This is a genomic window from Streptomyces sp. CS113 (assembly GCF_002188365.1).
Classification (GTDB): domain Bacteria; phylum Actinomycetota; class Actinomycetes; order Streptomycetales; family Streptomycetaceae; genus Streptomyces; species Streptomyces tendae.
The window spans coordinates 1,216,020-1,236,449 of record NZ_KZ195574.1; the positions used below are offsets into that span (position 1 = coordinate 1,216,020).

The window sequence follows — 20,430 nt, forward strand, 5'->3', positions numbered from 1 at the left end:
TCACGGGCAAAGGCCCGGCGGTCCGCCGCACGGACGGCCGGGCCGGGCCGGACTCAGCGGTTGGCCACCGCCTGCTTGACCAGGGTCTTGCCGAAGTCCCACATCAGGCCACCGCCGTGGTGCGCGTCCTCCATCACGTCCGTGAAGGCGTCGACGAACCGGTCGGCGTCGGCGGTGTCGATGATCAGCGGCGGGATCAGCTTGATCACTTCCAGGTGGTCGCCGGACACCTGGGTCAGGATCCGGTGCCGCTGCAACAGCGGCACGACCACCATCTGCGCGAACAGCCCCTTCCGCGCGGCTTGCAGCATCGTCCAGCGGCTGCGCAGCTTCAGGGACTGCGGGCGGCCGAACTCGATGCCGATCATCAGCCCGCGGCCCCGGACGTCGGCGAGCAGCTCGTACCGGTCCACCAGCCCGGCGAGCCGGGACTTCAGCCGCTCCCCCACCGCGGCGGCGTTCGCCACGATCTGCTCGTTCTCCATGACCGACAGCACCGCGAGCCCGGCGGCCATGGCCTGCGCGTTGGACCCGAAACTCGCCGAGTGGACCTGCACGCGGTCCATCGAGGAGTACACCTTCTGGAAGATCCAGTCCTTGCCCAGGGTGGCGCCGACCGGGACGTAGCCGCCGGAGAGCGCCTTGGCCACGCAGACCAGATCGGGCTCCACCCCGTCGGAGTGCTGGTAGGCGTAGAACTTGCCGGTACGGCCGAGGCCCGTCTGCACCTCGTCGGCGATCAGCAGCGCCTTGTGCCGGTGCAGCAGTTCCTGAGCGGCGAGCAGGTAGCCGGGCGGGGCCTCGTGCACGCCCTTGCCCTGGACCGGCTCCACGATGAGGGCGGCCACGTCGCCCTTCTTCAGCTCGCGCGCCAGGGCGTCCAGGTCGCCGAGCGGGACGGCGGTGTCGGGCAGCAGGGGCGCGAAGCCCTTGCGGAAGCCGTCCTCGCCGTTGACGGAGAGGGAGCCGGCGGTCAGTCCGTGGAAGGCGTGCGTGCAGTAGAGGATCCGCTGCCTGCCGGTCGCGTACCGGGCGAACTTCAGGGCGGTCTCGACGGCCTCGGTGCCGCTGTTGCCGAAGAAGACGCGGTCCAGGTGCGGGCTGTAGGAGAGCAGCTTCTCGGCCAGCAGCCCGGGCAGCGGCGGGCAGTCGAAGCGGGTCAGGTCGGCGAGCGAGGCGTCGAGTACGTCGTGCAGCGCCTTGCGGACGACGGGGTGGTGCCGTCCCAGGCCCATGACCGCGAACCCGGCGAGCATGTCCAGGTAGTCGTTGCCGTCCGCGTCCCAGAAGTGCGCGCCCTCGGCCCGCTCGTAGACCTTGTCGAAGCCGATGGTGTGCAGCATGCGCGGCAGCTGGTGGTTGAGGTGCTTGGCGTGCAGCTCGTACCGCTCGGCCCCGCGCTCGGCCAAGAGCGCGGCGAGGTCGAACTCCTTGGTCATTCAGTTATCTCCTTGCGCTGGCATGACGATCGGTGCGTCGCCGGACTCTTCCACTGCCGGTTCGGCGAGGGCCAGGCTGGCGCCGATCCGGCCGGCGACGTCGACGGGGGTGAGGCCGATGTCCGCGAGCACCTCGGCGCGCTTGGCGTGCCCGAGGAACTGCTCGGGGATGCCGAAGCGGCGTACGGGGACGTCGACCTCGGCGTCGCCGAGCGCCAGCGCCACCGCGGAACCGACGCCGGCGGCGCGGCTGTTGTCCTCGACGACGGCCACCAGCCGGTGCCGGGCAGCGAGCGGTGCCAGCGCCGGGTCGACGGGCTTGACCCAGCGCGGGTCGACGACGGTGCAGCCGATGCCGCGGGCCTCCAGGAGCTCGGCGGCCCCGAGGCAGACGGGCGCCATCACGCCCACCGCCACGAGCAGCACCTCGGGCCGGTCCGCGGCGTGCAGGACGTCCAGGCCGCCGATCCGGTCCACGGCGGGTACGGCGGGACCGACGGACTCCTTCGGGAAGCGCAGCAGTGTCGGCGCGTCGTCCACCGCGACCGCCTCGCGCAGCTGGGCGCGCAGCTGGTCGGCGTCGCGCGGGGCGGCGATGCGCAGCCCGGGGACGACCTGGAGGACGGACATGTCCCACATGCCGTTGTGGGAGGCCCCGTCGACGCCGGTGACGCCGGCCCGGTCCAGGACGAAGGTGACGCCGCAGCGGTGCAGGGCCACGTCCATCAGGAGCTGGTCGAAGGCGCGGTTGAGGAAGGTGGCGTAGACGGCGACGACCGGGTGCAGTCCGCCGGTCGCGAGGCCGGCGGCGGACACGGCGGCGTGCTGCTCGGCGATGCCGACGTCCCAGACCCGGTCGGGGAAGCGCGCGGCGAAGGGCGCCAGGCCGACCGGGTGCAGCATGGCCGCGGTGATCGCCACCACGTCCTCGCGCTCCTCGCCGATCCGGACGATCTCCTCGCCGAACACGGAGGTCCAGGAGGGCCCGCCCGACGGGCTCAGCGGCTCGCAGGTGAGCGGGTCCATCACGCCGACGGTGTGGAAGTGGTCCTCCTCGTCGCGCAGGGCGGGTTCGTAGCCGCGGCCCTTCTCGGTGAGGCAGTGCACCAGGACCGGGCCGTGGAAGCGTTTGGCGCGGCGCAGCGCCGACTCGACGGCGCCGATGTCGTGCCCGTCGATCGGGCCGAGGTACTTCAGCCCGAGGTCCTCGAAGAGCCCCTGCGGCGCGAAGGCGTCCTTGAAGCCCTTCTTGGCGCCGTGCAAGGCCTCGTAGACGGTGTTGCCGACCACGGGGGTGCGCTGGAGCACGTCCTTGCCCCAGGCCAGGGCGCGCTCGTAGCCGTCGGTGGTGCGCAGGGTCGCCAGGTGGTTGGCGAGACCGCCGATGGTCGGGGCGTACGAGCGTTCGTTGTCGTTGACGACGATGATCAGCGGTCGGTCCCTGGCCGCGGCGATGTTGTTCAGCGCTTCCCAGGCCATGCCGCCGGTGAGCGCGCCGTCACCGATGACGGCGACGACATGGCTGCGCTCCCCCTGCACCTGGCGGGCCTTGGCGAGGCCGTCGGCCCAGCCCAGGACGGTGGAGGCGTGGCTGTTCTCGATGACGTCGTGCTCGGACTCCTCGCGCGAGGGGTAGCCGGACAGGCCGCCCTTGCTCCGGAGTTTGGAGAAGTCCTGACGTCCGGTCAGCAGTTTGTGCACGTAGCTCTGGTGGCCGGTGTCCCACAGGATGCGGTCGTCCGGCGACTCGAAGACCCGGTGCAGGGCGACGGTGAGTTCCACCACGCCGAGGTTGGGTCCGAGGTGACCGCCGGTGCGGGCGACCGCGTGCACCAGGAAGTCACGTATCTCTTCGGACAGTTCACCGAGTTCCGCCTCGGTCAGCGCCTTCAGGTCGCGTGGTCCCCGGATGTTCTCCAGAATCGTCACGCTCGGGCCCCCTTCGGTCCGCGTTTCAGCTCACGGTGACGGCCGGCTCCCCCGAGGCGCCGTCCTTCTCCATCTGCTCCGCGATCCTCATCGCCTCCTCGATGAGGGTCTCCACGATCTTCGACTCGGGGACGGTCTTGACGACCTCGCCCCTGACGAAGATCTGCCCCTTGCCGTTGCCGGAGGCGACCCCGAGGTCGGCCTCCCTGGCCTCGCCGGGGCCGTTGACGACACAGCCCATGACGGCGACGCGCAGCGGCACCTCCATGCCCTCCAGACCGGCAGTGACCTCCTCGGCCAGCTTGTACACGTCGACCTGGGCGCGGCCGCAGGACGGGCAGGAGACGATCTCCAGCCGGCGTTCCCTGAGCCCCAGCGACTGGAGGATCTGGATGCCGACCTTGATCTCCTCGACCGGCGGGGCGCTCAGCGACACCCGGATGGTGTCCCCGATGCCCTGGGAGAGCAGCGCGCCGAAGGCGACCGCCGACTTGATGGTGCCCTGGAACGCCGGGCCCGCCTCCGTCACCCCCAGGTGCAGCGGGTAGTCGCACTGGGCGGCGAGCTGGCGGTAGGCCTCGACCATCACGACCGGGTCGTTGTGCTTCACCGAGATCTTGATGTCCCGGAAGTCGTGCTCCTCGAAGAGCGACGCCTCCCACAGCGCGGACTCCGCCAGCGCCTCGGGGGTCGCCCTGCCGTACTTCTGGAGCAGGCGCCGGTCCAGCGATCCCGCGTTCACGCCGATGCGGATCGGCGTGCCGTGGTCGCGGGCCGCCTTCGCGATCTCCTTGACCTTGTCGTCGAACTGCTTGATGTTGCCCGGGTTCACCCGGACCGCCGCGCAGCCCGCCTCGATCGCGGCGAAGACGTACTTGGGCTGGAAGTGGATGTCCGCGATCACCGGGATCTGCGACTTCCTCGCGATCACGGGCAGCGCGTCGGCATCGTCCTGCGTGGGGCAGGCCACCCGCACGATCTGGCAGCCCGACGCCGTCAGCTCGGCGATCTGCTGGAGCGTGGCCCCGATGTCGGAGGTACGGGTGGTCGTCATCGACTGCACCGACACCGGAGCCCCGCCCCCGACCGCCACCGGCCCGACCTGGATCCGCCGCGACACGCGCCGCTCGGCGATCGGCCGGACCGGTACCCCGGGGAGCCCCAAGGGGATGGCGGTCATTGCGTCACTCCCGGTTCGAGGAGACGGTCTCACGCATGGCGCGCAGGGACTCCTTGAGCGAGCCCATGGTGGCCAGGACGGCGGTGGGCTCGTAGCCGCAGTGCGCCATGCAGTTGTCGCAGCGCGGGTCCTTGCCGCGGCCGTACTTGTCCCAGTCGGTCTTCTCGATCAGCTCCCGGTACGTCGGGACGTAGCCGTCGCTCATCAGGTAGCAGGGGCGCTGCCAGCCGAAGAGCGAGTAGTTCGGGATCGCCCAGGCGGTGCACGGGAAGTCGACCTTGCCCTCGAGGAAGTCGAGGAACAGCGGGGAGTGGTTGAGCCGCCAGCGGGCGCGGTTGCCGCCGGAGAACGCCTTCCTGAACAGCTCGCGGGTCTGCTCCACGCCCAGGAAGTGCTCCTGGTCGGGCGCCTTCTCGTAGGCGTAGGCGGGCGAGATCATCATCTCGTCGACCTTGAGGTCGTCGTTGAGGAAGTTGAGCACCTCGACGATGGTCTGCGGGGTGTCGGTGTTGAAGAAGGTCGAGTTGGTGGTCACCCGGAAGCCGCGCCGCTTGGCCTCCTTGATGGCCTCCACGGCCTCGTCGAAGACGCCCTCCTTGGCCACGGACTCGTCGTGCCGCTCACGCAGTCCGTCGATGTGCACCGCGAAGGCGAAGTACGGCGAGGGCGTGAACTTGTCCATCTTCTTGCGCATGAGCAGCGCGTTGGTGCAGAGGAAGACGTACTTCCGCTTGGCCACCAACTGCCGCACGATCTCGTCGATCTGGGGGTGCATCAGGGGTTCGCCGCCGGCGATGGAGACCATCGGCGCGCCCGATTCGAGCACCGCCCCCACGGCCTGCGCGACGGGCATGCGCTGCTTGAGCACGCCGGCGGGGTGCTGGATCTTCCCGCACCCCTCGCACTTCAGGTTGCAGGCGAAGAGCGGCTCCAGCTCCACGATGAGCGGGAACTTGTCCCGTCGGCGAATCTTCTGTTCGGCCAGGTATGTAGCGACCTTGATGGACTGGCGCAGGGGCATGGCCATCTGGGCTCACCTCCGGGGGAGCAACAAAGAACGGTGCCATTCGAAAAATGCGGGAAGAACGGATCGAAGAACGCGGAAAGCCGATATTCCACCGCGCACGGTGCCGATCCGGACGAGTTCGTGTTCTGGAGCGTCCACGACCACCCGGACGGCCGCAACCGGGCGCGGGCCCGTGCGGACGGCGCTCAGGAGCGTGGCCGCGGACTCCATGTCCACGGCGATCGCGCCGGTCGCGAGCAGGTCGGCGCGTTCGGGGCCGCGGACGACGTGGTCCGAGCCGGTCAGCGGCCCGGTGTGGACGGTGCGCCCGGGGACGGCTCGCGCGAGTTCCTTGACGAGCCGGTCGGTCGAGACGCAGGGGACGGTGGAGCGGGGGTCCCGGGTCTCCTCGGCGACGACGAGGTCACCGGGGTGCATGCCGGGCGCGAGTCCCGCGCAGAAGCCGGTGGCGAGCACGGCGGCGGACTCGAGCGCCGGGTCGGCGAGGACCCGGGTGACCGACCGTTCGGCCGCCTTCGGGCCCATGCCGGTGCGCAGGACGGTGACCGGCCCGCCGGCGCCACTGCGGTCGCCGGTGCGCAGGGCGAGGTGCTCGATGCCGAGCGCGCAGGCGATCAGCAGCGGGGACGGGCCGGTCCGCGGGGTCATCAGCTGCCCTTCACCTCGGCCGGGGCGGCTTCGGCGGGGGCCTCGGCCGCGCGGGACTTCTTGGCGAAGGGCTCTCCGTGGACGTAGCGGCCGAGCGCGGTCAGCGGGAAGACCTGGCGGTAGAGGTTGTAGTTGATGGAGAAGTCCCACGGGAAGCCGGTGCCGGTGAAGTAGGGCTCGTCCCAGGAGCCGTCCTCCCGCTGGGTGGCCGCGAGCCACGCGATGCCGCGCTCCACGGCCTTGGAGTCCCGCTCCCCCGCCGCCAGCAGGGCCATCAGCGCCCAGCCGGTCTGCGAGGCGGTCGAGGCCCCCCGGCCGCTCCACTCCCGGACGTAGCGGTAGGAGCGCAGGTCCTCGCCCCAGCCGCCGTCCTCGTTCTGGACGGACTCCAGCCAGCGCACCGCCCGGCGGATGGCCGGGTGCGAGGTGGGCAGCCCGGCGGCGGTCAGCGCGGGGATCACGGAACCGGTGCCGTAGACGTAGTTGACGCCCCAGCGGCCGAACCACGAGCCGTCCGCCTCCTGGGCGTCGAGCAGCCACTGGATGCCGCGGCGGGTGCGCGGGTCGTGGGCGAGGCCCTCGACGGCGAGCATCTCCACGACGTGCGCGGTGACGTCCGCGGACGGCGGGTCGATGACCTCGCCGAAGTCGCAGAACGGCAGCCGGTTGGGGAAGGCGCTGGTGTTGTCGACGTCGAAGGCGCCCCAGGCGCCGTTCTTCGACTGCATGCCGAGGTTCCAGCGCACCCCGCGGCCGATGGCCTTCTCCACCCGCTCCGGGTCGTGGTGCTTGACCCGGCGCAGCGCGAGGACCACCTCGGCGGTGTCGTCGATGTCGGGGTAGTTGTCGTTGTGGAACTCGAACGCCCAGCCGCCGGGCGGGAGTCCGGGGCGCTTCACCGACCAGTCGCCGGGGCGCACGATCTGCTCGCCGAGCATCCAGTCGGAGGCCTTCACCAGCTGCGGGTGGTCCTCGGGCACGCCCGCGTCGGCCAGCGCGATGGTGGCCAGGCAGGTGTCCCACACCGGGGACTGGCAGGCCTCGATCATCCGGGCGCCGTCCTCGCGCCACACGGCGAAACGGTCCAGCGACTCCAGTCCCGCGCGCATCACGGGGTGTTCGAGGTCGTAGCCGAGCAGGTAGAGGGCGATGACCGAGTAGACGGCCGGGGGCTGGATGCCGCCCCAGCAGCCGTCGTTCTCCTGCCGCTCGATGATCCAGCGGGCGGCGCTGTTCATCGCGGCCTTGCGCAGGCGGCGCGGGGCGACCTTGCGGTAGGCGTGCAGGGCCTTGTCGATGCGCTGGAAGGCGCCGTCCCAACTGGCCGCGGGTGCCAGGGGGCGCGGCGGGTTGGGCCGGGCCGGGTCCGTGTGCAGTTCGTCCAGCGGGAAGGGCGCGGGGCGCACCGGCCGCTTCGCGGAGACGATGGTGAGCGGCACGATGGTCTGCCGGGCCCAGCAGCCGAAGTCGTAGATGTTGAGCGGGACCCAGGTGGGGAAGTAGATGAGCTCCGGCGGGAGTTCGGGCAGGTCGTCCCACTTCCACCAGCCGAACAGGGCCAGCCAGATCCGGGTGAAGACGCGGGCGGAGGCGATGCCGCCGCGGGACCTGATCCACTCGGCGGCCCGCGCCATGTGGGGCGCGTCGGGTGAGTCGCCGGCCAGGCGGAGGGCGACGTAGGCCTCGATGGTGGTGGACAGCTCGCCGGGGCCGCCGTAGAAGGTGGCCCAGGTGCCGTCCTCGCGCTGCTCGCCGCGGATGAACAGGGCGGCGGCGCGGGTGGTCTCCTCGTCCTGGATGCCCAGGAACTGACGCAGGAGCAGGTCCTCGGCGTCCATCGTGACGTTCGTCTCGAGGTCGCCCTTCCACCAGCCCTGGGCGTCCTGCTTGGCGAGCAGGAAGTCGGTGGCGCGCCGGGTGGCGCGTGCGGCGGCTTCGGGTACCCCGGCCGCCGCGGCGGGGATCGTGATGTCGGTGTCGCTGGCCGAGGCTGCCAGGGGCCTCAGGGAGGCCCCGGTGCTTCCGTCGGTCGTCGCTGTCATGGCTTCCCCTTCGTGCAGTGTGCGTGGTGCGTCTGCTGGGTCCGCCGTCGGCCGGTGCTCGTGTCTCCACGACACCGGCCGGCGACTACGCGAGGGCTATTCGACCGATAATGATCATCTCTTTCGTACGACGACGAAGTCCGCGAGCGCCGTGAACATCTCCCGCACCCGGTCGGGCATGTCGACGGCGTCGAGGGCTTCGATGGCGATGGTGTGCTGGCGACGCGCCTCGTCGGCGGTCCACTCCCGTCCGCCCGCTTCCTCGATGAGGGCGGCGCGGGCCGCGAACTCCTCCTCGGAGAAGTTCGCGAAGTCACTGGCCTTGGCGTCGGCGGCGAGGATCTCGCCGAGCCGCTCGGAGGCGGACCCGCCGGCCGCGAGGGCGGCGACGACCGGCAGCGACTTCTTGCGCTGGCGCAGGTCGCTCCAGGTCTGCTTGCCGGTGGCGTCCGGGTCGCCCCAGATGCCGAGCAGGTCGTCGACGGCCTGGAAGGCGAGGCCCAGGTGGTAGCCGTACTTCTCCAGGGTGTCGGCGGTGCGCTCGTCGGCGCCGCCGAGCACCGCGCCGATGGAACTGGCGGAGGCGAGCAGGGCACCCGTCTTGTTGCCCTCCATCTCCAGGCACTCCTCGACGCTGACGCGGTCGCGGTGCTCGTAGGACATGTCCTGGGCCTGGCCGTCGATCAGGGAGCGGCTGGCCTTGGTCAGGCGGCGGGTGGCCCGCCCGGACTCGACGGTGCCCGGTTCGAGCAGCACCTCGTTGGCCAGGGCGAACAGGGCGTCGCCGACCAGGATGGCCTGGGCGGGGCCGTGCACCTTCCAGACGGTGTCGCGGTGGCGGCGCTGCTCGTCGCCGTCCATCAGGTCGTCGTGCAGGAGGGAGAAGTTGTGGACCAGTTCCACGGCCACCGCGCCGGGCACGCCGACCTCGGGCGCGGCGCCGGTGACCTCGGCGGAGAGCACGGCGAGCGCGGGGCGCACGGCCTTGCCGCCGTCGCCGTCGGCGGGGTTGCCCTGGGCGTCGATCCAGCCGAAGTGGTAGGCGGCGACGGTGTCCATGGGAGGGGCCAGTCGGTCGACCGCCGCCCGCAGGACCGGCGTGGCCAGGGTCCGGCCGCGCTCCAGAAGCGCGGTCACGTCCACCGTGGTCCGTCGATCGGCCTTCGCGGCCGGGGGCACAGTGGGCACAGTCTTTCCTCCAGTTGCGGTGCCGGGAGTGCGGGGGTCGGCCCCGCGCGGATCGGCTTTCACGCCGCCTCCTCGAAGAAATCCGGAAGGAGGCCGCGGGACCGGCCCGGGGTGCCGAGCGCGGCGGCCGCCGCTGCGACACCGCTGCGAACCGCACTCTCCATGGTCGCGGGCCACCCGGTGGCGGTCCACGCTCCGGCCAGGTAGAAGCCGGGTGCCTTGGTGCGGGCGCCGGGCCTCAGACGGCCGACGCCGGGGGCGGGGGCGAACGTCGCGGTGCGCTCCCTGGTCACGAAGAAGTCCTTCACCTCGGCACCCCGGGTGCGCGGCAGCAGTCGTTCCAGTTCCGGCAGGTACCGCTCGCGCAGCACGGCCACCGGTTCGTCGATCTCGTGCTGCGCGGTCGACTGGGACAGCGCCAGGTACTGCCCCTCCTTCAGTCCGGAGGCCTCGGTACGGTCGAACACCCACTGCACCGGGGTGCCGAGGGCGGTGAGGAACGGTGCGGCGAGCACCTCGCGGTCGTAGATCACGTGGATGTTGAGGATCGGCGCGGTGTCGATCCGCAGAAGATTTTCCGGGGTGTCCAGCGCACCGAGGGGCAGCAGGTCGTGGGCCTCGCGCTGGGGTACGGCGAGGACGACCGCGTCCGCTTCGAGCGTCTCGCCGGGAACCTGAACGCTCCAGCCGCCGTTCTCGTTTACAGAGACGGAGGTGACGCGTGTACGGACCTCGGTACGGACGCCCGCGGAGTCGAGCGCCTTGCGGGCCAGCCGGTCGTGCAGTTCGCCCAGCGGGACGCGGGCCCACCCGATGTCGGCCGCTCCCGGGTCGGACAGCAGACCGGTCTTGAACACCATCGCGGCGAGCGCCAGCGAGGCGTCGCCCGCGACCGCGTTGAGGGTGGCGACCCCGACCAGGTCCCACAGGGCCTCGACGGCACGCGCCGACTGGCCGTGCGCGGCCAGCCAGCTGCCGAAGTCCTGGGTGTCCAGGGTCGGATCGGCGAGGTCGAGCCCCTTGAGCGCGAGCGCGGCACGCCCCACCGAGGCGCGTTCGGCGAGGGAGAGGTGCGGATAGGTCGCCAGGCTGCGTCCCAGGTGCAGGGGCACGGGCAGCGCGTCGCGCCGCAGTCTGCCGAGCCGGTTGCCCTCGGGCCGCGCCAGGTCGACCACGGGCACGTCGAGGCGGTCCTGCACGGGCGCGAGCGCCGCTGCGCCGATCCGGTCGAGGAACCACCGGTAGGCGGTGCAGCAGCGCAGGTACACGTGCTGGCCGTTGTCGACGGTGAGGTCGCCGCGCTGGAAGGAGAAGGCGAGCCCGCCCAGCCGCGGGCGCCCTTCGAGCAGGGTGACGCGCACGCCGGCGTCGGCGAGTGCGAGCGCGCTGGTGACTCCCGCGAGTCCGCCGCCGACCACGACGGCATGCCCGCCGGGGCCGAGGGCGGGGGCGTCCGCGAGTGGTCCGCCCTCGCGCGTGCCGTTGCCCTGCGTCATGGTGCGCCCCTCCCTGTCCGGTCGCCACGGTGTGTGAACGGCGTACGGCCGACCGTCTCAGTCAGGGACGCCGACCGCCACCGGAGGGTTGCCCGGCGCCGTCCGCCGGTGGTGTCGCGCGGGTCCTGGGTGTCGAGTGTGCCCGGTGTGTCCATCAGGCGCGCCTCCTGACGGTCCGCCGGGTGACGTGCCGGGTGTCGAGGCCGGACAGGCCGCGCACGGCGACGTAGGCCTTCTCGCGTCCGGGCAGGGAGACCCGGCCGCGCAGCACGGCCTCGGGGTCGCGCTCGATGCGGTCCAGGAGGCGGCGGTAGATGCCGGCCATGGCGGCCACACAGGCGCCGCTGCGCCGGTCGAGCATGGGCAGCAGCCGGTAGCCCTCGGCGAAAAGGGCGCGGGCCCGACGCACTTCGAAGTGCACGAGGCCCGCGAAGTCGGAGCCCTCGGGTGGTGTCGGTCCGTGGAAGCCGGCCGAGCAGCCGAACTTGGCGAGGTCGTCGGCGGGCAGGTAGGTGCGCCCGCCCTCGGCGTCCTCCCGGACGTCGCGCAGGATGTTGGTGAGCTGGAGTGCGAGCCCGAGCGTGTCGGCGTACTCGGGCGCGCGCTCGGCGCCGCGCGCCCCCGGTTCGGTGCCGAAGACGCCCAGCGAGAGGCGTCCGATGGCGCCCGCCACACAGCGGCAGTAGACCTTCAGGTCGTCCCAGGTCTCGTAGGTCTCGCCGCGCAGGTCCATCTGGACGCCGTCGATCAGCTCGTCCAGGCCGCCGAGCGGGATCGGGAACTGCCGGGCCGCGTGCGCGAGGGCGACCGCGACCGGGTCGGTGTCGTCCTCGTCGACCGCGCCGTCCTGGATCCGGGCGAGCACGCCCCGGGTCTCGTCCAGCCGGGCGACCTTGACGTCGTCCGCCAGCGTCCCGTCACCGATGTCGTCGACCCGGCGCGAGAACGCGTACAGCGCGGACATCGCCCGCCGCTTCGGCGTGGGCAGCAGCCGGATGCCGTAGGCGAAGTTACGTGCCTGCTGGCCGGTGACGGCCTCGCAGTAGCTGTAGGCGGCGAGCACCGGTGCCGGCATGTTCGCTGACGACTCCACGGACTCGATCACCCCTCTCCTCGCAGGACCACGCCCGCCTCGCGCAGCAAGTGGACCTTGCCTGACTTGGGCGGGCCGGGAAGTACGTCGTGATCCGCCGCCGCGATGGCGCGGAGCGCCGCCCTTCCACCCGCCACGAAGCCCGCGAGGAGCAGTCGCAGCCTGCCGTGGACGCTACCCACCAGGGGGGCTCCTTCATTCAGCAGGTCGCGGGCGCGCGCGGCCTCGTAGGCGATCAGGGCGCGCACGGACGCGTTGGCGGTGGGCGCGGCGAGGTCCGTCTCCTGGACGTGGAAACGTTTCATGTCCTCGGCGGGCAGGTAGATCCGGTCCCGTGCGAGGTCCTCGGCGACGTCCTGGAGGTGCTCGACGATCTGGAGGGCGGTGCAGATCTCGTCGGAGCGGCGGATCCGTTCGGGCGTCGAGGTGCCGGTGACGGCCAGGACGAGGCGGCCGACCGGGTTGGCGGACAGCTCGCAGTAGGCGAGGAGGTCGTCGTAGGTCTCGTACCGCGCGACGAGTTGGTCCTGGCGGTTGGCGGCGATCAGGCCGAGGAAGGGCTCGGGGGTCAGCGCGCGGCGACGCACGGTGGGCACCAGACGGCGCAGCAGCGGATGGCGGGGGGTGCCGTCGAAGACCCTGCGCAGGTCCTCCTCGAAGGCGTCCAGCATCAGCAGGCGGTCGTCGGCGCGCTCCGCGGGGACGCCGAGGAGGCGGGCGTCCGCTCCGCCCGGGGCGAGGTCGCCGTCGCCGATGTCGTCGACGAGGCGGGCGAAGCCGTACACCGCCATGAGGTCGGTGCGCCAGGCGCGGGGCAGGAAGAAGGGGGCGACGGGGAAGTTCTCGTCGGCGGCCTTGGCGAGGGTGCCGCGCTCCGGGTCGACGGCGTGCGCCGTGCCGGTGGCCGTCATCGCGGGCTTCCCTGGGCGGGGACGGCGCACGCTTCGCGGAGCTGGGGAGTTTCCGTCGCCATTGCCGTCACATCTCCCGTTCTACACTGCCGACCCAATACACACTATTTCGGACACGCCGCCCTGCCACCCGCGCGGCAGGCCCGGTCGAGGGTGTCGGGCATTATCGCCCCATGTGCCGCGTTTCGGGACCGGTACAGCTTACGTTGTACAACTCACGGGCGTCCGTCGGGGGGCATGCTGCATCACAACAACACACCGATTGACTTCAAGATTCCTGAGAACGCCAGGAGTTGACGTTTCCTTTGCAGACGCGGGGCCTCGCCGGAACAGTTCCGGCGAGGCCTCGGCGTGTCGGGCTACTTGCCCGTGAACTTCTCGTACTCCTTGAGCACCTCGTCGGTCGGGCCGTCCATGCGCAGCTCGCCGCGCTCCAGCCACAGGACCCGGTTGCAGGTGTCGCGGATGGACTTGTTGTTGTGGCTGACCAGGAAGATGGTGCCGGCCTTCTTCTTCAGTTCCCGGATGCGTTCCTCGGAGCGGGTCTGGAACTTGCGGTCGCCGGTGGCCAGCGCCTCGTCGATCATCAGGACGTCGTGGTCCTTGGCAGCGGCGATGGAGAACCGCAGCCGGGCGGCCATGCCGGAGGAGTAGGTGCGCATCGGCAGGGTGATGAAGTCGCCCTTCTCGTTGATGCCCGAGAAGTCGACGATGTCCTGGTAGCGCTCCTTGATCTGCTCGCGGCTCATGCCCATGGCCAGGCCGCCGAGGATGACGTTGCGCTCGCCGGTCAGGTCGTTCATCAGGGCCGCGTTCACCCCGAGCAGGGAGGGCTGGCCGTCGGTGTAGACCTTGCCGCGCTCGGCCGGCAGCAGGCCGGCGATGGCCCGCAGCAGCGTCGACTTGCCGGAGCCGTTGGAGCCGATCAGGCCGATGGCCTCGCCCCGGTAGGCGGTGAAGGAGACCCCGCGCACGGCGTGCACCTTGCGCACGCCCCGCGCCGCGTCGTCGGAGCCCCTCTTGAGTATGCGGCTGAGGGCCGCGGTGGCGCTGCCCTTGCCGGTCCTGGCGCCGTTGACGCGGTAGACGATGTGCAGTTCGTCCGCGATGACCGTCGGCACCCGCTGGTCCTGCTGCTGCTCAGCCACGGCCGTACCTCTCCTCCGCCTTCCAGAAGTACACGAAGCCGCCCACGGCGAGGACCACGGCCCAGCCGAGCGCGACCGCCCACACGTGCGGCGGCAGGTTCTCGGAGCCGTACCCGTCGATCAGCGCGAAGCGGATCAGGTCCATGTAGACGGCGGCCGGGTTCCACTGGAGCACGTCCGCGAGCCAGGCCGGCTTGTCCTCCAGCATGATCGGGATGGAGAACATCACGCCCGACGCGTACATCCAGGTCCGCATGATGAACGGCATCAGCTGGGCGAGGTCCGGCGTCTTGGCCCCCATGCGGGCCACGATGAGCGCCAGGCCCACGTTGAACAGGAATTGCAGGACGAGCGCCGGCACGACCAGCAGCCAGGACAGCGAGGGGTAGCTGCCGAAGCCGATGACCACCGCGAACAGGACGATCATCGAGGCCAGCAGCTGCTGGAGCTGCTGGAGCGCGAACGAGACGGGCAGCGAGGCGCGCGGGAAGTGCAGCGCCCGCACCAGCCCGAGGTTGCCGGAGATGGCGCGCACGCCCGCCATCGCGGAGGACTGGGTGAAGGTGAAGACGAACACACCCGTCACCAGGAACGGGATGTAGACGTCCTTGGGCATGCCCTTGCCCGCGTTCAGGATCAGACCGAAGATCGCGAAGTAGACGAACGCGTTCAGCAGCGGGGTGGCCACCTGCCACAGCTGGCCGAGCTTGGCCTGGCTGTACTGGGCGGTCAGCTTCGCCTGGGAGAAGGCGAGGATGAAGTGCCGCCGCCCCCAGAGCTGGCGGACGTACTCCACGAGGGAAGGTCTGGCACCGCTCACGGACAGCCCGTACTTGGCGGCGAGCCGGGCCGGTGTGAGGCCCTCGTCGGGCGACACGGGCTTGGTCATGGCGACCGTGCCGTCGTGCGTTGTCTCACTCACTGGTGGAAACTTTCGTCTTCGAGAATGCTCGGCCGCGCGGGCCTGGCATGGACCTGGTGGCCCCGGTCGGGGCCGGAACGCTCTCGGGTACGAGCTTGTCAGATCACCGGGGGGCGGCCCAGCCGGGTCAGGCGCCACACCGTACGCCACCGCATGGGCCGGCGGGGACCGCACGGGGTGGCCCAGCCCTCGCGGAAGCCGCCGAACCAGGCCTTCAGGGCAGGTCGCGACGGCCGGCGCAGCAGGGTGAGCAGCATCCAGACGCCGAGGTAGACCGGGACCAGCAGCGCGGGGAGGTTGCGGCGGGCGAGCCAGACGCGGTTGCGGGCGACCATGCGGTGGTAGACCGCGTGCCGGGACGGCGCGGTCGTGGGGTGGTTGAGCACCATGTCGGACCGGTAGTCGATCATCCAGCCCGCGTCCAGGGCCCGCCAGGCCAGGTCGGTCTCCTCGTGGGCGTAGAAGAACGCGTCGGGCAGCCCGCCGACCTGGGTGAGGACACGGGTGCGCACCGCGTTGGCGCCGCCGAGGAAGGTGGTGACCCGCGAGGAGCGCATCGGGTCGGAGGCGCGCAGCCGCGGGACGTGCCGGCGCTGGGTCTCGCCGGTGTCCGGGTCGGCGATGCGGAAGCTGATGATGCCCAGCGCGTCGTCGGCCGCGAAGGCCTCGCGGCACAGCTCGGCGGTGTCGGTGCGGGCGAGCAGGCCGTCGTCGTCGAGGAAGAGCAGGACGTCGACCTCGCTGCCGCCGGGCCCGAAGGCCTCGATGCCGACGTTGCGTCCGCCGGGGATGCCAAGGTTCTCGGGCAGCTCGACGGTGCGCACGCCGTCCGGCACCTCCGGGACGGGCGAGCCGTTGCCGACCACGACGACCTGGACCGGGTCGCCGTCCTGCTTGGCGACCGAGTCGAGCAGGGCGCGCAGCTCCTCGGGGCGGTTGCCCATGGTGATGACGACGGCGCCGACCTTCATGGGCGCGCTCACTTCAGCCTGCTGGAGGCGAGGACGGACACCAGGTGCAGCAGGGTCTGCAACAGCGCGATCCCGGCGAGTACGGCGGTGCCGAGGCGGGTGAAGAACAGGTCGCCGCGCGCCTGGTCGACGATCGCGAGGACCAGGATCAGCAGGGACGCCTCGATGCCGAGGATCAGCCGGTGGAACTTGAGCGCCCCGGCGGCCCGGCGGGCCAGCGCCATGCCGGAGGAGCGGATCTCGGAGGCGGCCTCCTTCACGGGCTCCATCCCGGCCTGGTGGCGGGCGACGCCCACCAGGTCGGTCTCGGCCTTGATCAGGATGGCGCCGAGCGCGGCCAGGGTGCCGAGGAAGGCCCACAGCCAGTCGATCCGGCCGGTGCCGAAGACGTCGGCGGCACGCAGGCCGAGGCCGACCAGGACGGCGGCGTCGGTGAGATAGGCGCCGACCCGGTCCAGGTAGACGCCGCCGAGTGAGTACTGCTTCTTCCAGCGGGCGATCTCGCCGTCGACGCAGTCCAGCAGCAGGTACAGCTGGACGGCGACCACGCCGAGCACGGCGCCCCAGATGCCCGGCACGAGCAGCGCGGGGGCCGCGAGCACGCCGCAGACGGTCATCAGGTACGTGAGCTGGTTGGGCGTGATCCTGGTGTTCACCAGGTAGCGGTCGATCCGCAGCGAGACCTCGCGCATGTAGAGGCGTCCCGCCCAGTGCTCACCGCTGCGCCGGTCCTTGACTCCCGCGGGATGGACGACCGGGCGTAGTTCAGCTACCGATGGCCTTGACATAGTCGGCGTACAAGTCCTTGATCTGGTCGGTTTTCAGGTCGAGGTGCTCGAGGATCGTGTAACGGCCGGGGCGGGTCTGGGGGGCGAACTCGACGGCCCGGAAGAACTCCTCGGGCGTGAACCCGATCTCCTTGGGCAGCACCGGCAGCCCGTGCCGCCGCAGCACCTCGGCCATGTGGGCGGACTCCTCGTGGGCCCCGCGCAGGTACATCGCGAAGGCCGCGCCCAGGCCGCACTGCTCGCCGTGGGCGGCCGCGCGCTCGGGGTAGAGCAGGTCGAAGGCGTGGTTGATCTCGTGGCAGGCGCCCGAGGACGGCCGCGAGTCGCCGGAGACCGACATGGCGATGCCGCTGAGCACCAGCGCCTCGGCCAGCACCTGGAGGAACTCGTTGTCGCCGATGCCGCCGGGGTGCCGGAGCACGGCCTCGCCGGCCTGGCGGGCCATCGCGGCGGCCAGGCCGTCGATCCGCTCGCCCTTGACGCGGTTGGCCAGCTCCCAGTCCGCGATCGCGGAGACGTTGGAGACGGCGTCGCCGATGCCGGCGCGCACGAAGCGGGCCGGGGCCGCGCGGATGACGTCCAGGTCGATGACGACGGCGATCGGGTTCGGCACACCGTAGGAGCCGCGGCCCGCGTCGTTGTCGAGGGTGGCGACCGGGGAGCACAGACCGTCGTGCGCGAGGTTGGTCGGCACGGCGACCAGCGGGAGGCCGATGCGTGCCGCCGCGAACTTGGCGCAGTCGATGATCTTGCCGCCGCCGAGGCCGACGACCGCGTCGTAGTGGCCGCCCTTCATGGCACCGGCCAGCTTGATGGCGTCGTCCAGGGTGCCGCCGCCGACCTCGTACCAGTCGGCGCCGGGCAGGGACGGGGCGACGCGGTCGCGCAGCCGGGCGCCGGAGCCGCCGCTGACGGCGACGGCGAGCTTGCCGGAGTGGGAGACGCGCTCGTCGGCGAGCACACCCCCCAGGTCGTCGAGGGCACCCGCGCGGATGTCGACGACGACCGGCGACGGGATGAGCCTCGTCAGTACTGGCACGCGATCTCCCTGCCCTTGGCGAGGTCGTCGTGGTTGTCGATCTCAACCCACTTGACGTCGCCGATCGGCGCCACGTCGACCTTGAAGCCGCGGTTGACCAGCTCCTGGTAGCCGTCCTCGTAGTACAGCTGCGGGTCGCGCTCGAAGGTGGTCTTCAGCGCGTCGGCCAGGTCGGCGGCGGCCTCGCCCTCGATGAGGGTGACGCCGATGTACTCGCCGGTCGCCTCGGCCGGGTCCATCAGCTTGGTGATGCGCTGGACACCCTTGTCGGGGTCGACGACGACCTTCATCTCCTCCTCGGCGAGGTTCTTCACCGTGTCGAGGGCGAGGATGATCTTCTTGCCGTCGCCGCGGGCGGCAAGCAGGGTCTTCTCGACGGAGACCGGGTGCACGGTGTCGCCGTTGGCGAGGATCACGCCGTCCTTGAGGGCGTCACGGCCGCACCACAGGGAGTAGGCGTTGTTCCACTCCTCGGCCTTGTCGTTGTCGATCAGGGTGAGCTTGACGCCGTACTTGCGCTCCAGCTCCTCCTTGCGGTCGTACACGGCTTCCTTGCGGTAGCCGACGATGATCCCGACCTCGGTCAGGCCGACCTCGGCGAAGTTCGCCAGGGTCAGGTCGAGGACCGTGATGGTGTCCTCCGCCCCCTCGGGGCCGACCGGCACCAGTGCCTTGGGCAGGGTGTCGGTGTAGGGGCGCAGACGCCGGCCGGCGCCGGCCGCCAGCACGAGGCCGATCATGCGGGTTCTCCTTCGTCGTGTACGGCGGGTGCGCCGACCTTGTGGGCGGCGACCCAGAAGCGGATGCTCTCGACGAGCACCACGAGTGCCACGGCCACGGCGAGAACCGTGAGCGCGAGCTTGAACTGTGAGGCGGTGAGCAGCACGGCCAGCGCGCAGATCACCAGCGTGCGGCCCTCGTGCCCCCCGACCGTCCGCACCAGCCACTGCGGCGGTGCGCCCGCGTCGCCGCGGATGCGGTAGACCGTGTCGTAGTGATGGTAGGCGACCGCGGACACCAGCCCGAAAGCCGCCGGAAGGGCCCCGTTCACGTCCGCTTTCGCGGCCAGTACCAGGACGGTGAGGTACTCGGCGGCCCGGAAGAACGGCGGGACCAGCCAGTCGAGGGCGCCCTTGAGGGGGCGGGCGACGGCGACGGCGGAGGTCAGCACGTACACGAGCGCGGCGACCAGCGGCCAGGGGCCGCCGAAGTCGGTGAGCGCGGCGGTGGCGACGACGGCGGCTCCGCCGAGGAGCGCGACGGCGGGGGCGGTGATCGCGGGCAGCCGGCGGGCGGAGCCGCGCAGGCCCCTGGCGGCGGCCTCGGCCAGCGGTCCCGAGTCGGCGAGGTCGGCCAGCGCCGTCGCCGCGCGGTCGGTGCGGGTGGCCCTGCGGGTCAGCGAGCGCAGCACGCGGCCCGCGGTGGTGTACGTCGCGGAGAACGCGCAGCCGATCAGCAGCGCGTAGAAGGTGATCCGGGGCGTGGTGAGCGCGGTCAGCACGGCGATCATGGCCCAGCGTTCACCGATGGGCAGCACGATCATGCGGCGCACCCAGACCGTCCAGCCGACACTGTCGAGCTTGTCGGAGAGGGCGGCGGTGGGGCTCGTGTTGGCGGTGGCGTCGTGGTTGGCCTCGTTGAAGGAGAAGTCCACGACGTGCCGGCAGGTCTGGAGGACCATCGCGCCCAGCGCCAGGGCCCACACGTCGTCGCCGCCGCGGGCGGCCCCGAGGGCGAGGCCCGCGTAGTAGGCGTACTCCTTGGCGCGGTCGAAGGTGGCGTCGAGCCAGGCGCCGAGCGTGGAGTACTGGAGGGAGTAGCGGGCGAGCTGTCCGTCGGTGCAGTCGAGGACGAAGGAGGCGATGAGCAGCACGCCGGCGGCGACGAAGCCGGCGCGGGTGCCGGTGGCGGCGCAGCCCGCCGCTATCAGCGCGGTGATCAGCGAGGCGGTGGTGACCTGGTTGGGCGTCAGCCCGCGCCGCGCGCACCAGCGGGCGATGTAGCGGGAGTAGGGGCTGATGAGGAACGTGGTGACGAAGCCGTCGCGGGCCTTGACCGCCGACTTCAGGCGTACGGCCTCGTCGTCGACGGCGGCGACGGCCTGCCGTGCCTCGTTGCGGGCCTGCGGGTCGGCGGGGACGGCGGCGACGAGGCGGCCCAGCTCGGGGCGGTGCACGTCGGCGCCGTCGGCGTCGAGGGCGGCGGTGATCCGGTCGGCGAGGCTGTCCACGGCCAGCGCGGTGCCGCCGCCCGCGGAATTCTCTCGGGCCATCGCGCGGGTCAGTGCCTGGCGGGCGGCCGGCTGCGCGGTCACGGCGCCCGGGATCGCGGCGAGCGGGAAGCGGGGGTCGGTGAGGCCGAGGCGCAGGGCGTGCGGGTGGCCCACGAAGCGGGCGTCGACCACGGCGACCCGCTCCTCGCCGGGGGCGCGGGCCAGGAGGGTCTCGGTGTCGGCGGCGCCGGAGGCGAGGTGCACGTCGAAGCCCAGGGACCGCAGCTCGCTCTCGATCGACGAACCGGGGACCGGCTGACCGGTGAGGATGGCGGTCGGCAACCGAACTCACTCCCTGGTGCCGGCGTCGGGACGCCGGGCCTGTGCATGGTGGAGC

General features: G+C 71.6%; 18 protein-coding genes. All 18 read right to left on the minus strand.

Features of this window, described 5'->3' with window-relative positions; translation table 11 throughout:
* Positions 1 to 53 precede the first annotated feature (53 nt).
* Entirely contained in the window at positions 54 to 1,439 is a 1,386-nt protein-coding gene (locus B9W62_RS05260) for an aspartate aminotransferase family protein (protein WP_087805640.1), read from the minus strand.
* Positions 1,440 to 3,368 (minus strand): 1-deoxy-D-xylulose-5-phosphate synthase, encoded by a 1,929-nt coding sequence (gene dxs, locus B9W62_RS05265; RefSeq protein ID WP_087805642.1) that lies wholly within the window; start codon positions 3,366 to 3,368, stop codon positions 1,440 to 1,442.
* A gap of 25 nt (positions 3,369 to 3,393) precedes the next feature.
* Positions 3,394 to 4,548, minus strand: a complete 1,155-nt coding sequence (ispG, locus tag B9W62_RS05270; protein WP_087805644.1) for a flavodoxin-dependent (E)-4-hydroxy-3-methylbut-2-enyl-diphosphate synthase — start codon at positions 4,546 to 4,548, stop codon at positions 3,394 to 3,396.
* A gap of 4 nt (positions 4,549 to 4,552) precedes the next feature.
* Positions 4,553 to 5,575: an adenosyl-hopene transferase HpnH gene (hpnH, locus tag B9W62_RS05275; RefSeq protein WP_087805646.1), complete on the minus strand. Its 1,023-nt coding sequence runs from the start codon at positions 5,573 to 5,575 to the stop codon at positions 4,553 to 4,555.
* Between the two features lie 6 nt (positions 5,576 to 5,581).
* Positions 5,582 to 6,223 (minus strand): phosphorylase family protein, encoded by a 642-nt coding sequence (locus tag B9W62_RS05280; protein ID WP_087805648.1) that lies wholly within the window; start codon positions 6,221 to 6,223, stop codon positions 5,582 to 5,584.
* Positions 6,223 to 8,265 (minus strand): squalene--hopene cyclase, encoded by a 2,043-nt coding sequence (gene shc, locus B9W62_RS05285; RefSeq protein ID WP_087805650.1) that lies wholly within the window; start codon positions 8,263 to 8,265, stop codon positions 6,223 to 6,225. The genes B9W62_RS05280 and shc overlap by 1 nt, the downstream gene beginning before the upstream one ends.
* A gap of 114 nt (positions 8,266 to 8,379) precedes the next feature.
* Positions 8,380 to 9,444: a polyprenyl synthetase family protein gene (locus B9W62_RS05290; RefSeq protein ID WP_179235941.1), complete on the minus strand. Its 1,065-nt coding sequence runs from the start codon at positions 9,442 to 9,444 to the stop codon at positions 8,380 to 8,382.
* Positions 9,445 to 9,512: 68 nt separating this feature from the next.
* Entirely contained in the window at positions 9,513 to 10,949 is a 1,437-nt protein-coding gene (hpnE, locus tag B9W62_RS05295; RefSeq protein WP_087805654.1) for a hydroxysqualene dehydroxylase HpnE, read from the minus strand.
* Positions 10,946 to 11,104: a DUF6380 family protein gene (locus tag B9W62_RS40575; protein WP_087805656.1), complete on the minus strand. Its 159-nt coding sequence runs from the start codon at positions 11,102 to 11,104 to the stop codon at positions 10,946 to 10,948. Before B9W62_RS40575 ends, hpnE begins: the two co-directional genes overlap by 4 nt.
* The gene (gene hpnD, locus B9W62_RS05305) at positions 11,104 to 12,054 is read right to left on the minus strand and encodes a presqualene diphosphate synthase HpnD (RefSeq protein ID WP_373433664.1); all 951 of its coding nucleotides are present in this window, start codon (positions 12,052 to 12,054) and stop codon (positions 11,104 to 11,106) included. Before hpnD ends, B9W62_RS40575 begins: the two co-directional genes overlap by 1 nt.
* A complete protein-coding gene (hpnC, locus tag B9W62_RS05310; protein WP_087805658.1) occupies positions 12,051 to 12,953 on the minus strand; it encodes a squalene synthase HpnC in 903 nt (300 codons plus the stop codon). The genes hpnD and hpnC overlap by 4 nt, the downstream gene beginning before the upstream one ends.
* Before the next feature lie 359 nt (positions 12,954 to 13,312).
* Entirely contained in the window at positions 13,313 to 14,101 is a 789-nt protein-coding gene (locus B9W62_RS05315; RefSeq protein ID WP_179235359.1) for an ABC transporter ATP-binding protein, read from the minus strand.
* Positions 14,094 to 15,023 (minus strand): ABC transporter permease, encoded by a 930-nt coding sequence (locus B9W62_RS05320; RefSeq protein WP_087805660.1) that lies wholly within the window; start codon positions 15,021 to 15,023, stop codon positions 14,094 to 14,096. Before B9W62_RS05320 ends, B9W62_RS05315 begins: the two co-directional genes overlap by 8 nt.
* Positions 15,024 to 15,121: 98 nt before the next feature.
* Positions 15,122 to 15,994, minus strand: a complete 873-nt coding sequence (locus B9W62_RS05325; protein ID WP_087805662.1) for a glycosyltransferase family 2 protein — start codon at positions 15,992 to 15,994, stop codon at positions 15,122 to 15,124.
* An 8-nt stretch (positions 15,995 to 16,002) separates the two neighbouring features.
* Positions 16,003 to 16,782 carry a CDP-alcohol phosphatidyltransferase family protein gene (locus tag B9W62_RS05330; RefSeq protein WP_179235360.1) on the minus strand — a complete coding sequence of 260 codons (780 nt, stop codon included), beginning with the start codon at positions 16,780 to 16,782 and terminating at the stop codon, positions 16,003 to 16,005.
* Positions 16,760 to 17,821 (minus strand): iron-containing alcohol dehydrogenase family protein, encoded by a 1,062-nt coding sequence (locus B9W62_RS05335; RefSeq protein ID WP_087805666.1) that lies wholly within the window; start codon positions 17,819 to 17,821, stop codon positions 16,760 to 16,762. The genes B9W62_RS05330 and B9W62_RS05335 overlap by 23 nt, the downstream gene beginning before the upstream one ends.
* Positions 17,809 to 18,561, minus strand: coding sequence for a phosphocholine cytidylyltransferase family protein (locus B9W62_RS05340; protein ID WP_087805668.1), 753 nt, complete (start codon positions 18,559 to 18,561; stop codon positions 17,809 to 17,811). Before B9W62_RS05340 ends, B9W62_RS05335 begins: the two co-directional genes overlap by 13 nt.
* Positions 18,558 to 20,375 (minus strand): DUF5941 domain-containing protein, encoded by a 1,818-nt coding sequence (locus tag B9W62_RS05345; protein ID WP_087805670.1) that lies wholly within the window; start codon positions 20,373 to 20,375, stop codon positions 18,558 to 18,560. Before B9W62_RS05345 ends, B9W62_RS05340 begins: the two co-directional genes overlap by 4 nt.
* Positions 20,376 to 20,430: the final 55 nt, after the last annotated feature.